Consider the following 12532-nt stretch of genomic DNA (forward strand, 5'->3'; position numbering starts at 1 on the left):
CCGGCACGTGCCGGAGCCCGGGGCGGGCGAGACTACTTGCCGACCTGGTTCTCCAGGTCCTTCTGCGCCTGGTCGAGAGCCTGCTGCGGCTCCACGCCGTTCTCGTACACCTCGGTCAGCGTGGTGGTCGTGAAGACGTTGTTGAGCGTCGGCAGGTTCGGGTTCGTGAACCCGTCGAAGTGGCCGATGCCGTCCTTGACCTCGTTGAGCACGTCGAACAGGTTCGTCCGGAAGTACTTGTTGAACTTGTTCTCCGGGTCCTTCGTGACGGCCTCGTCCTCCCACACCGACATGTTGACGGGGTCGAAGCCGAGCACCTGCCACACGGCGACGTTCGCCTCGGGCGACAGCTTGGCGAACGCGAGCCACTCCGCCGCGAAGTCCTTCTTGGGCGACGACTCGATGACCGCCGTGCCGGTGCCGCCGCCGCCGATCGTGGCGACCTCGCCACCGTCGACCACGGGGGCCGGCGCGATCGCGACGTCACCGGCCAGGTCGGGCATGTAGTCGACGAAGCGCGACGTGTACCAGGCGGGGTAGACGACGGCGGCGTACTCGCCGCTGTTGATCACACCGAACGCCTGCTCGTCGTCAGGGCCACCACCGGGGATGGTCGAGATGGCCCCGGCGTCCAGCATGTCCTGCTGCATCGCGAGCGCCTCGACGACCTCGGGGCTGTTCACGGCCAGGCCGCCGTCCTCGTCGAAGAAGTTGCCTCCGAGCTGCGCCACGATGAGCGGCTCGACGAAGTTGACGGTGGTGCTGGCGATGCCGAACGCCTTGCCGGTGGCCTGGTTGTACGTGACACCGGCCTCCTTGAAGTCGTCCCAGGTCTTGATCGTCGTGTAGTCGATCCCGGCCTCCTCGAGGAGGGCGGCGTTGTAGAAGGTGACGAAGGCCCCGACGTGCATCGGGAAGCCGAGGATCTTGTCCCCGCGGCTGTACAGGTCGAGCCGGGCCTGGACGACGTCGTCCTTGTAGGGGCCGGCCGCCTCGGAGAGGTCCATGAGCGGCGTGCGGCCGTCCTCGGACACGAAGTTGGAGAACTTGTTGACCTCGATGTCGACGACGTCGGGCAGGCCGGATCCCGAGTTGACCGCCAGCTGCAGCTTGTTGTGCATGTCCTGGTACGGGTACACGGTCACGTCGAGGTCGACCGGGCGGTTCGGGTTCTGCTCGTTCCACTCCTCGGCCATCTGGTCGTAGTAGTCCGCGTGGAGCTCGGCGAACACCCACATGTCGAGCTTGGTCGCCTCACCGTCGGCGGGCGAGGCTGCGGGCTCGTCCGAGCCACCGCCGCCGCCGCATGCCGACAGCATGAGCACGCCTGCGAGGCCCGCTGCTGCGAGCGGCAGGTACCTGCGTGGTCCAGCCATGGTTGTGACTCCATTCCTAGTTGGTGCGGTGGGCGTTCAGCCCTTGAGCGCCCCCGCCGTCATGCCGGCGACGAAGAACCTCTGGAAGCAGAGGAAGAGGACGAGAACGGGCAGGAGGGAGAAGAACGAGCCGATGATCAGCAGCTCGTAGTTGTTGCCGTACGGCGTCAGGAGGGTGTTCAGGCCGATCGGCAGCGTGAACTTCTCGGCCGAGCGCAGCACCAGCAGCGGCCACAGGAAGTTGTTCCACGTGACCATGCCGTTGAGGATCGCCATGGCCGCCATCGCGGGACGCGCGATGGGCAGGACGACGCGGAAGAAGATGCCGAACTCGGTGACGCCGTCGACGCGCCCCGCCTCGAGGAGCTCCTTGGGGATCCCCAGGAAGTACTGGCGGAAGAAGAAGATCGTGACGGCGGCCGCGAGGAACGGGATGACGATCACCGAGTAGGAGTCCGCGAGGCCGAGGTCGTTCACCATGACGTAGAGCGGCAGCATCATGATCTCGAAGGGGACGGTCATGAGCAGCAGCACGGAGACGAACGCGACGTTCTTGCCCTTGAAGTCGTACATCGCGAACCCGTACGCGATGAACGAGCTGACGAGCAGCGTGCCGGCGACCTGCACGAGGGTCAGGCCCACCGAGTTGGCGAACCACCGGAAGTACAGGCCCGAGTCGGTGAAGAGCATCGCGTAGTTCTCGAACGAGAACGTGCTCAGGTCGACGTCGAGCCGCAGGCCGTTGCGCATGATCTCGCCGCCGTCCTGGAACGTGCCGGCGAAGATCGCGACGAGCGGCACCAGGACGATGAACGCGATGGTGAGGAGGAAGACGCTCTGGACCGTGACGAACAGCGCCCGCGGCAGGGGGTACCTCGTGCGGGGGCGGACGTCGACGGCCTCGGGTCCCGTCGACGGGTCGGCCGTGGTCGACGGCGAGATCGGCGCGCTCATCGGGACTCCTCCTTCTTGAACGTGCCGGTGAGGGTCAGGTAGGTGAGGTTGATCGCCATGATCACGACGAGCAGGACCACCCCGACCGCGGAGGCGTACCCGAGGTCGTTCTCCTCGATGCCGCGGCGGTACAGGTAGCCGACGACCGTCAGGCCCTGGTTGTTCGGGGAGGCGTTGCCGGCGTAGAGCATGAAGCTCTCGAGGAACATCGCCAGGCCGCCGTAGATGCTGATGGTCGTGACGTAGACCATGGTCGGCTTGATGTTCGGCAGCGTGATGGAGAAGAACTGCCGGACCTTGCCGGCACCGTCGATGGATGCCGCCTCGTAGTACTCGTCGGGGATGGACTGCAGCCCCGCGAGGAAGTAGAGGATGTTGACGCCGGTGTACCGCCAGGTGGCCAGCGCCAGCAGCGCGACGAGACCCCCCAGGTCGGTCCGCAACCAGCGCACCGGGTCCGCCCCGAACCACGTGACCACCTCGTTGACGAGGCCGGTGCTCGACTCGGAGAACATGAGCCGGAAGATGATGCCGGCCACGACCACGGACGTCAGCGCGGGCACGAACAGCGAGGCCTTGAAGAAGCCCTTGAGCCGTGCGGAGCCGAGCCGGGAGCTGATGACGGTCGCGAGCAGCAGGGGGCCGGGGATGAGGATGACGAGCGTGAGCACCATGTAGCGCGCGCTGTTGTACATGGCCTGCCAGAAGATCCGGTCGCGCCACAGCCGCTCGTAGTTGTCGGTGCCGATGAAGCTGGCCTCGCCGAACATCACGCTCTGCGTGCTCATCACGAAGGTCCGCACGAGCGGCACGGCCCAGAACGCGAGCAGCGTGATGACGAACGGGGCGATGAAGAAGTACGGGGCCAGGCGCTGCGAGTAGAGCAACCCCTTGAGCCGGTGCACGACCGGCGTCCTGGGCGGCGCCGAGAGTTCTTTCAGCTGTGCCACTTCACTCCTCCTGCCAGTCAGGACGGGACCTGCGCGCTCGACGGCTGTGTCGAACCGGGCACCGCGTCCTGAGTCGGACGTTTCACCACATGTGGCACTGCGCTTCGTCGACTATGACGATATACAGCGCTGACCTGGCGTTTTACGACGTCGTAACCGCTGCGCCACTATTGCGTCCGCGGTCGGGATCTGTCAACCTCTCCGGCATGGAGACCACGCGGAGCCTGCTCCGGACGGCGACCCGCGCGCGGATCGCACCGGCGGACGCCCGACCGACGAGCCAGAGCACGGAGCAGCGGGCGTGAAGGTGACCATGCACGACGTCGCGCAGCGCGCCGGCGTCTCGAACAAGACGGTCTCCAACGTCGTCAACGACCACCCGCACGTCCGCCCCGAGACCCGGGCGCGCGTGCAGCAGGCCATCGCCGACCTGGGCTACCGGCCCAACCTGTCGGCGCGCGGGCTGCGGTCCGGCCGCACCGGCGTCATCGGGCTCGCCGTGCCCCAGCTGCGCCAGCCCTACTTCGCCGAGCTGGCCGACGCCGTGATCGCCGCCGCCGAGCGTCGCGGCCTCGGTGTGATCATCGGCCAGGCCGGTGCGGACCGCGCGCACGAGATGGACGTGCTGGCGAACGGCCTGCGGCAGACCGACGGCATGCTCTTCAGCCCCGAGCACCTGGGCACCGAGGACCGTGGCCTCCTCGACGACGTGACCTACCCCCTCGTGCTGCTCGGTGAGCGCATCTTCGGAGGCCCCAACGACCACGTCACGATGCACAACGTCGAGGGCGCACGGGCCGCGGTCGAGCACCTGGCCGCCCTGGGACGGCGACGCATCGCGGTCGTGGGAGCGCACCCGGACCAGCGCACCGGCCAGATGCGCCCCTCCGACCTGCGTGTGCGGGGGTACCGCGAGGCGCTCGCCGTCGCCGGCCTGCCGGAGGACCGGCGCCTCGAGCGCGCCGTCGCGCCGTGGCACCCGATCAACGGCGTCGAGGCGACCCGCGAGCTGCTCGCGTCCGGCGTCGAGTTCGACGCGATCCTCGCCCTCAACGACAGCCTGGCCATCGGCGTGCTGCGCGCCCTCGCCGAGGCGGGCCGCCGCGTGCCGGACGACGTCGCGGTCATCGGGTTCGACAACATCGCCGACGGCCGCTTCACCACACCCTCGCTGACCAGCGTGGACCCCGGCCGCGAGGAGATCGCCGAGACGGCCGTCGCGATGCTCGTCGAACGGATCGAGGAGGGCAGCCGCGCGCTGCGGCCGCCGCGGCTGCACAAGGCGGCGTTCCGCATCGTCACCCGCGAGTCCACGGGCGAGTGAGGGGTGCCGCCGCACGGCGGCGACACCCCACACCGACCCCGTGGGAAGGTCAGGCCTCCGGCTCCAGGTACGCCACGTCGCCGTCGACGGTCCGCAGGTCGACACGCACGTCCGCGTCGGGGTCCGTCGGCCCCTCGACCCGCTGCTCCCCGTTGGAGCTGATGCTCAGCGCGACCGGCTCGCCCGGGCCGTGCACGGTCACGTCGCCGTCCGTCGCCTGCACGTCGACGTCACCGCCGACGGCCGCCACGAGGACGTCGCCGTCCGTGACGCTCGCCGTGAGGGCACCGCCCACGTCGCGGACCTCGACGCGACCGTCGGTCGCCCGCAGCTCGACGTCGCCCGCCACCCCCGCCAGGGACGTCGCCCCGTCGCGCCCACGGACCACGACGTCGCCACCGACGTCGGTGACGCGCACGTCCCCGTCCGCCAGCGCCACCGCCACGTCGCCGCCGACCCCACGGACCGTCACGTCACCGTCGACGCCCCGCACGTCCAGCGTCCCCTGCGCGCCCGCCACGTGCACGTCGCCGTCGGCCGCCCGCACCTCGACGTTCCCGGCGGGCCCGTCCACGCGGACCGCGCCGTCGGTGGTGCGCACCACCACGTGGGTGCCCTCCGGCACGTCGACCACCAGCTCCGCCGAGCAGTTCATCGCCCTCAGCTCCACGCACTCGTGCCGCACGACCGTCCGGTTGCCGTCCGACGTGACCTCGTAGCGGGGCCCGCCCCACGCGAACCGTGCGACGCGCTCGACCCGGACGTCGTCGTCCGGGGACACGCTCACCCGGACCTCGCCGTCGGCGACGAGCTCGACGACGTCCGTGGCGGCGAGCGTCGCGCTCGCCGACGTCGTCTTCGTGAACATCAAGGCGACCACCTGCAGCACGCCGATGAGCAGCACCAGCACCGCAGCGAGGACGCCCACCACGGTCAGGGCCCGCCCGCCGGGTGAGCGTCGGGCGGTGGAACGTGCCGGCGGCGGGGCCGTCGAGAGGTCGGTGGTGGGTGTCGCGGTCACGGTCGTGCTCCGTTCGTCGGGCCGTCCTCGAGCCAGCGCAGCACCGCGAGGACGCGGCGGTGGTCGTCGGCGTCGGGGGGCAGGTCGAGCTTGGTCAGGATGGATGTCACGTGCTTCTCCACGGCCGGCAGGCCGACGACGAGCCGTTCGGCGATCGCCGCGTTGGACCGGCCCTCGGCCATGAGCGCGATGACCTCGCGCTCACGCGGCGAGAGCAGGTCGGACAGGCCCTGCCGCGACCGCGCCAGCACCTGGGCGACCACCTCGGGGTCGAGCGCCGTGCCGCCCGCGGCGACCCGGGCGAGCGCCGCGAGGAAGTCGTCCACGTCAGCCACGCGGTCCTTCAGGACGTAGCCCAGGCCGCGGGCGTCGGCGGCGAACAGCTCCCGGGCGTACCGCTGCTCGACGTACTGCGAGAGCACCAGCACGGGCAGCCGCGGGTGCAGGCCCCGCAGGTGGACGGCGGCGCGCAGGCCCTCGTCGGTGTGCGTCGGGGGCATGCGGACGTCGGTGACGACCACGTCGGGGAGGTCGGCGGCGGGGTCGCCCAGGGCGGCCACCAGCTCGTCGGCCGTGCGGTAGCCGGTGACGGCGTGGCCCTCGGCCGTGAGCAGACGGGTCAACCCGTCGAGCAGGAGGACCGAGTCCTCGGCGATCACGATGCGCACGGCACCTCCACGGTGAGCACGGTGCCCCGACCGGCGGGGCTGACCAGGTCGAACGTGCCGTCGAGCGCCTCGACGCGGCGGCGCAGGCCGTCGAGCCCGCCCCCGGGCGCGGCGTGCGCGCCACCGGCGCCGTCGTCGCGGACCTCGACGCGCAGCCGGTCACCGTGCACGTCGGCGCGGACCACCGCCCGCGACGCCGTCGCGTGCTTGGCGAGGTTGGTGAGGGCCTCGGCGACGACGAAGTACGCGGCGGCCTGCGCCTGCGGCCCGACCCCGGGCCCCACGCCGTCCGCGTCGACGTCGACGGGGACCGGGCAGCGCGCCGCGAGCGCCGACAGCGCGGCGTCCAGGCCACGGTCCGTGAGCACGGCGGGGTGCACGCCGCGCACGAGGTCGCGCAGCTCGGCGAGCACCTCCTTGACCTCACCGTGCGCCGCGTCGAGGGCTGCCGCAGCGGCCGCGGGGTCGTGCGCGGCGGTGCGGCGCGCGACACCGAGCTCGACGCCGAGCGCGACGAGCCGCTGCTGCGCGCCGTCGTGCAGGTCCCGCTCGATGCGGCGCCGCTCGTCGTCGGCCGCGACGACGGCCGCCGAGCGCGTCTCGCGCAGGTGCTCGGCACGTCCCTCGGCGACGGTCGCCCGCTGCTCGGCGGCGCGCGCGGCGCGCTCCGCCTCGGCACGGGACCGTGCACCCAGCAGCGCGCGGGTCAGCCGGACCTGTGCCAACGTCGCGAGCTGCACGACGAGCGCCGCCGCCCAGGCCGCCACCAGCGCCACGGGGACGAGCAGCGCGAGGTGGACCCCGTTGGTGCGTCCGGCGAACGGCGCCACGGGGACGACCAGGGCGAACGCCGCCAGGCTCAGCGCGACGGGCCCCGCGGTCCAGGTCAGCACGGACGCGACGAGTGCGTGCGCGACGGCCGACCACGCGCGGGCGTCGCGCAACCACGGCCACCAGGACCGCGGGCGGTACGGGGCACCGGGGCCAGGGGCAGGGGGCGGCACGACGACGCCGAGCTGGGCGCGCAGGCGGGCCCGCTCGGCCGCGCCGTACCCGCGGGCGAGCACGAGCGTCAGGACGAGCAGCGGCACCCCGACCACGACGACGGCGAGACCGACGCCGGTGGCGACGCCGACGACCGCGACGATCGCGGCCGCCAGGCTCACGGCCGCCGCGATGACGAGCTGCCCGGCGCCCGCCCACGTCGCACCCGAGACCGGGGCCAGGGCGAGCGCGCGGCCGCCCGTCAGCATCGGCGCCACGGCCCGCACGTCGTCGACGACAGGGACGTCGTCGGCGACCGGGGGGTCGTCCAGGAGGGGCGGGGGGGCGACGTGGTCGCCGGCTGTGCTCATGCCGTCGACGTTAGGCGCCGCGCCCGGCCCGGCGCTGCTGTGCCCACCCACGTCGTGAGGTAGGGCCAGCCCTACCCCGACGACGAGGGGCCGGCCCCGGGCGTGTGCCCGGGACCGGCCCCTCCCCCGTCGCGCATGGGGTCACGACGGGTTGCGACGACCTGTCACCACTAGGAGCAGGTCGCGCCGTTCAGCGTGAACGACGTCGGGGCGTTGTTCGTCCCGGAGTGCGAGCCGTTGAAGCCGATGTCCACCGAGCCACCCGGTGCCAGCGTGCCGTTCCAGGCCGCGTTCGTGGCCGTCACGGTCGAGCCGGACTGCGACCAGGTCGCGCTCCAGCCCTGCTGGACCTGCTGGCCGTTGGCGAACGTGAACTTCAGGTTCCAGCCGCTCAGCGCGGTGGTCCCGCGGTTCGTGACCTTCACCGAGGCCGTGAAGCCGGTGTTCCAGCTGTTCGCCGTGTAGCTCACCGAGCAGGACGCCGTGGGGTTCTGCGTCGGCGTCGGGCTCGACGTCGGCGTCGGCGTGACCGTCGGCGTGGGCGTCACGGTGGGCGTCGGCGTGACCGTCGGCGTCACCGTGGGCGTCGGCGTCACGGTCGGCGTCGGCGTGGCCGTGGGGTCCTCGCCCGGGCCCGCGTCCTCGAACAGGCGCGCGTAGTCGGACAGCGCACCGGCGATGGCCGTCTGCGCCCAGAACCGGTGGTACTCGAACTGCGGGTCGGCCCCGCCGTTGAGCGCCGCCTGGACCTTCGCCCACTGCGGGTCCTGCTTGTAGAAGGACCGGATGTCGAGGAACGACACACCGGGCTTGACCTCGTCGCCGTTGGGCATGGTGCCCGACCAGCCGGACGGGATGTAGATGCCGTTGCCACCCGCGGTGTAGACGTCGTCGAACCGCTGGTAGTCCTTGCGGGTCTCGACCGAGGAGACGCCCAGGGAGTCCTGGTTGTTGTCCCAGATCGCGTCAAGCAGGTCCTTGGCGGTGTCACGCGCCTCGGTGTTGCCCGACTTGGCCGCGTAGAACAGCAGCGCACGGGCGGTGTCGCCGGCGACGCCGACGTCCTGGCCGGAGCTCTTCATCGTGACGGTCAGACCGGAGTTGGAGCCCGGGTTGGTCGGGTTCCAGGTGTCGGGCTTGCCCGACCACGTCAGCTCGGACGGGACGGACCAGTCGGCGCCGTCCGTCTCGATGTGGTCGACGACCCACGCGGCCCACTTGTCGAGGACGGTCTTCGCCTTGGCGTTGCCCGTCTCGTAGTAGAGCTCGGCGAGCCGCTGGACGCCCCACGCCTGCATGCCGAACCACTGGTTCGACGGCGGGTCGTTGTAGACGGGCGCCTCGGTGTAGGCCATGCCGTAGAACGTCGGCGTGCCGGCCGGGGGCTGCGCGTACGCACCGTCCCAGCTGTTGGTGGCGCCACCGGCGATCGGGCCGTTGGACGACTGCAGCCACTGGTAGAGCTCGACCTGACGCTCGGCGGCCTTGGTCCAGTCCGCCTTGGCGGTCGCCGACTTCGGCGTCAGCTTGGGGTCGTTGGCCAGGGCCCACGCCGCGAACGGGTTCTGGTACCCGAAGTGCGCGTGCGACGAGCCGATGCGCCACGCCCAGCCGGCGTTCGAGTCGGTCGCGCCGCCCCAGGCCATGTACCAGGACAGCAGGTAGTGCGCGCTCTCCTTGCCGGACCCGGCGGGGCAGCTCGGCGACGTGCAGCCGATGGTCTTGAAGTACTTGTCGAACAGCGTGTAGCGCAGGTAGTCGCCGAGCTTGGCGGCCTTGGTGACGGTCGCCGCGACGTCCGCCGCCTTGCCCTGCTCGGTCGCCCACTTGTTGGCCCAGTAGACGGCCTCGACGGCGCGCGCGTCGGCGTCGGACGCCGACGTGTACTTCCACTGCTTGGCGTACGACGCGTCACCGGTGAACAGGTCGAGGTAGCCGTTCGGCCCGCCGTGCGTGAAGTCGTCGCACGTGGGGTGCGGGACGGTCTCCCACACCGACTCCTGCGGGCCGCGCTGGAAGGTGTTGACGAGCGACATGCCCTCGTGGTCCGGGCCCAGCTGGCAGCCGGGGCCGGGCGCGGCACCGAAGCCGTAGATGTTGTCGACGTCGCCCAGCCAGTGCATCTGGTAGATGTCGTTGTTGCCGTACGTCGCGCGCAGCTCGGCCGCGATCGGGTCCTTGCCGACGCTGCCGCTGCTGCCGATCTGCGACGGGTAGTTGCTCGGGTGGTTGTACTCCGAGGCGTAGCTGGCCGGTGCGTCGGCCTTGTAGAAGGAGTTCGTGGGCTGATCCGCCTGCTGGGGGATCATGTACGTCTCCATGTTGACCCAGGCCTCGTTCAGCGGGTCCCAGTCTCCCGTCGCCTGGCCGTACAGCGCCTCGAGCCACAGCCAGTAGCTGTACGCCTCGGACGTCGTCATGTGCCCGTAGTCCGGGGCCTCGACCATGAGGGTCTCGACTGCGTGGTAGGGGATGCCCTGAGGGCTGAAGTACCCGTTGGCGGGGTCCTTGATCTTGTCGTACTGCTCGAGGAACCGCTCCGCGTACTCGGAGTCGACCACGACCGCTGCGGGCGCGACCTGCGCCGTGGGCCCGGCGAGGGCGGACGCGGCCTGCGCGCCTGCCACGGCCACGAGCGACGTGGCTGTCAGAACGGCCCAGGCCGCTCTGACGGCACGCCGTCGGGTGCTTGAGGACATCTTCCGTACCTTTCTTGGCGTCGACCACGCGCGGCCTCGGTGCCGCCGTGGAACCTGCCGGCGGCCTCGGTGCCGCCGCCAGTCCTGCGAGAAGGAACGGACCGCGGGCCGGTGGCGCGGCATCGCGCACCGCGGCGAGCGGTCTGGACGTCGCTCACTCTCTTCACGCGCGCGTGCGCCGTCCAGGTGGCGAAACGCTTAGGGACGGGACCTCGTGGGAGCGCGACCAGACCGGCCGCACGCGGACGGCGCGCCACCCGGTGGGGTGACGCGCCGTCGGGGCACGTTCGCTCCTTCAGCTCCAGCGGAAGATGCGCACCGCCAGCGGCGTCGCGACCGCCGCCCACAGCGCCATGACGACCATCTGCTGCGTCGGGAACGGCGCACCGACCCACGCGTCGGTCATCGCCTGGGTGGCGGCGCCGAGCGGCAGGTACGTGGCGATCGTCTGGACGACCTCCGGCATGATGGGCAGCGGCATCCACACGCCGGCGAAGAACAGGCTGATGAAGTAGGCCGTCATGCCCAGCCCGTTCGCCGCCCCCGTCGTCGCCGCCCGGGCCGCGATGAGCGCACCGAGCCCGAACACCGACAGCACCGCGAGCAGGAACGCCAGCGCGACGGTCCACGGCTGGCGCGGCAGCTCGATGTCGAGCACGACGACGGCCGACACGAGCGCGAGCGCCGCCGCGACCACGAGCGCCGCGAGGTTGACCAGCACCTGCGCGACCAGCAGCCGCGACGGCCCGACCGGTGTCGTCGAGAGCCGGCGCAGCACGCCACGCTGCCGGTAGGTGGCCACCGTGACCGGGAAGCTCGACAGGCCGATCGTCGCGATCGCGAGGCTCAGCACGATGGGCGTGTACCCCGTGATGGCGGTGATCTGCGCGAGCAGCGGGTCCTGGTCACTGAAGGGGTCGTCCGCCCAGGGCATCACGAGCCCCAGCACCGTGAGCAGCACGACGGGGAAGCCCAGGGAGAAGAACGCCGCGGCCGGGTCCCGGATCAGCAGCCGCGCCTCGGCGACGATCATGCGGACGAGCGCGCCACCGCGGCGGTGCGTCGCGGCAGGTGCGGGGGCCAGGGCGCCGCGTCGTGCAGCAGCAGGCGTGGTGGTGGGGGTCGGGGTCGTGGTCATGTCACACCTCCGCGGTGGTCGTGGCGAGCTCGGGCTCGGCGCTCTGCGCACCGGTGAGGGAGACGAACGCGTCCTCGAGGGACGCGCGCTCCAGACGGACGTCGTGCGTCGTGACGCCGTGGCGGGCGAGCGCGACGAGCACGCCCTGGACGAGCGCACCGCCGCCGCGCACCACCAGCGCACGGTCCTCGACCACCGCCTCGCGCACCCCGGGGACCCCCGCGAGCGCGCCGAGCAGCACACCGTCGGCGACCGGCACCTCGGGACGCACGCGCAGCACGTGCTCCCCCTGCGCGAGCTCGACGATCTGGTCGGGCGTCCCGACCGCCGCGACGCGTCCTGCCGCGATGAGCGCGATGCGGTCGCACAGCCGCTCCGCCTCCTCCATGAGGTGCGTGACGAGCACGATCGTCACCCCGGCGTCGCGGATCGCCTCGACGACCGCCCACGTCTCGCGGCGGGCGTGCGGGTCGAGTCCCGTCGTCAGCTCGTCGAGGATCGCCAGCTCGGGCCGGCCGACGAGCGCGAGCGCGACCGACAGCCGCTGCTTCTGCCCGCCGGACAGGTCCTTGAACGCGGCGTCCCGCTTGGCGGTGAGCCCGAGCAGGTCGAGCAGGTCCGCCGGGTCCGCCGGGGCGGCGTAGAAGGACGCGTACAGCTCGAGCGCCTCCTGGACGCGCAGCCGGTCGGGCAGCGCCGACTCCTGCAGCTGCAGCCCGACCCTCTCGTGCAGCGCGGCGGCCTGCGTCGTGGGGTCGAGCCCGAGGACGCTGACGGTGCCGCCGTCGGGGCGGCGCAGACCGGCGATCATCTCGACCGTCGTCGTCTTGCCCGCGCCGTTGCGCCCCAGGATGCCGTAGATCTCGCCGCGCTCGACCGACAGGGAGACGTCGCGGACCGCGTGGGTGGTGCCGTAGGACTTGCGCAGGTGCTCGGCCAGGATGACCGGGGTGGAGCTCATGGTGCGCCTCCTCGAGGGTGGTGCGCCGCTCGGCGCGAGGGTGTGGGGTGCCGCGGAGACGGCAGCTGCCGGCTCCGTGAGCGGTG

At 71.7% G+C, this 12532-nt stretch carries 10 protein-coding genes; 1 reads left to right on the forward strand and 9 read right to left on the reverse strand.

Annotation, left to right across the window (positions count from 1 at the left end):
• Positions 1–32: 32 nt before the first annotated feature.
• Genes IR158_RS06325 through IR158_RS06335 form a run of 3 tightly spaced genes read right to left on the reverse strand, consistent with a single transcriptional unit; the run spans position 33 to position 3235 of the window.
• On the reverse strand, positions 33–1376 hold the full coding sequence (locus IR158_RS06325; RefSeq protein ID WP_291810884.1) for an extracellular solute-binding protein: 1344 nt from the start codon (positions 1374–1376) through the stop codon (positions 33–35).
• A 36-nt stretch (positions 1377–1412) separates the two neighbouring features.
• Positions 1413–2330, reverse strand: coding sequence for a carbohydrate ABC transporter permease (locus IR158_RS06330; RefSeq protein ID WP_291810887.1), 918 nt, complete (start codon positions 2328–2330; stop codon positions 1413–1415).
• The gene (locus tag IR158_RS06335) at positions 2327–3235 is read right to left on the reverse strand and encodes a carbohydrate ABC transporter permease (RefSeq protein ID WP_291810890.1); all 909 of its coding nucleotides are present in this window, start codon (positions 3233–3235) and stop codon (positions 2327–2329) included. Before IR158_RS06335 ends, IR158_RS06330 begins: the two co-directional genes overlap by 4 nt.
• A gap of 346 nt (positions 3236–3581) precedes the next feature.
• On the opposite strand from IR158_RS06335, the gene IR158_RS06340 reads away from it, so the two are divergent.
• The gene (locus IR158_RS06340; RefSeq protein ID WP_291810893.1) at positions 3582–4604 is read left to right on the forward strand and encodes a LacI family DNA-binding transcriptional regulator; all 1023 of its coding nucleotides are present in this window, start codon (positions 3582–3584) and stop codon (positions 4602–4604) included.
• Positions 4605–4653: 49 nt separating this feature from the next.
• Here the strand turns inward: IR158_RS06340 and IR158_RS06345 are convergent, their stop codons facing one another.
• From IR158_RS06345 to IR158_RS06370, 6 genes are all read right to left on the reverse strand, one after another.
• Positions 4654–5625 (reverse strand): DUF4097 family beta strand repeat-containing protein, encoded by a 972-nt coding sequence (locus IR158_RS06345; protein ID WP_291810896.1) that lies wholly within the window; start codon positions 5623–5625, stop codon positions 4654–4656.
• Positions 5622–6293: a response regulator transcription factor gene (locus tag IR158_RS06350; RefSeq protein ID WP_291810897.1), complete on the reverse strand. Its 672-nt coding sequence runs from the start codon at positions 6291–6293 to the stop codon at positions 5622–5624. Before IR158_RS06350 ends, IR158_RS06345 begins: the two co-directional genes overlap by 4 nt.
• Positions 6281–7648: a sensor domain-containing protein gene (locus tag IR158_RS06355; RefSeq protein ID WP_291810902.1), complete on the reverse strand. Its 1368-nt coding sequence runs from the start codon at positions 7646–7648 to the stop codon at positions 6281–6283. Before IR158_RS06355 ends, IR158_RS06350 begins: the two co-directional genes overlap by 13 nt.
• Before the next feature lie 170 nt (positions 7649–7818).
• On the reverse strand, positions 7819–10347 hold the full coding sequence (locus tag IR158_RS06360; RefSeq protein WP_291810906.1) for a glycoside hydrolase family 48 protein: 2529 nt from the start codon (positions 10345–10347) through the stop codon (positions 7819–7821).
• A gap of 295 nt (positions 10348–10642) precedes the next feature.
• Entirely contained in the window at positions 10643–11485 is an 843-nt protein-coding gene (locus IR158_RS06365) for an ABC transporter permease (RefSeq protein WP_291810909.1), read from the reverse strand.
• 1 nt (position 11486) lies between these two features.
• Positions 11487–12446, reverse strand: a complete 960-nt coding sequence (locus tag IR158_RS06370) for an ABC transporter ATP-binding protein (RefSeq protein ID WP_291810912.1) — start codon at positions 12444–12446, stop codon at positions 11487–11489.
• Between the last annotated feature and the right edge of the window lie 86 nt (positions 12447–12532).

It is taken from the genome of Cellulomonas sp. (assembly GCF_015234515.1).
In the GTDB taxonomy this organism is placed as follows: Bacteria; Actinomycetota; Actinomycetes; order Actinomycetales; family Cellulomonadaceae; genus Cellulomonas.

Bases quoted from the DNA above. Each gene is read 5' to 3' on its own strand.
- IR158_RS06325 (WP_291810884.1), bottom strand. From the start codon at position 1,376: ATGGCTGGACCACGCAGGTACCTGCCGCTCGCAGCAGCGGGCCTCGCA.
- IR158_RS06330 (WP_291810887.1), bottom strand. From the start codon at position 2,330: ATGAGCGCGCCGATCTCGCCGTCGACCACGGCCGACCCGTCGACGGGA.
- IR158_RS06355 (WP_291810902.1), bottom strand. From the start codon at position 7,648: ATGAGCACAGCCGGCGACCACGTCGCCCCCCCGCCCCTCCTGGACGAC.
- IR158_RS06360 (WP_291810906.1), bottom strand. From the start codon at position 10,347: ATGTCCTCAAGCACCCGACGGCGTGCCGTCAGAGCGGCCTGGGCCGTT.
- IR158_RS06365 (WP_291810909.1), bottom strand. From the start codon at position 11,485: ATGACCACGACCCCGACCCCCACCACCACGCCTGCTGCTGCACGACGC.
- IR158_RS06370 (WP_291810912.1), bottom strand. From the start codon at position 12,446: ATGAGCTCCACCCCGGTCATCCTGGCCGAGCACCTGCGCAAGTCCTAC.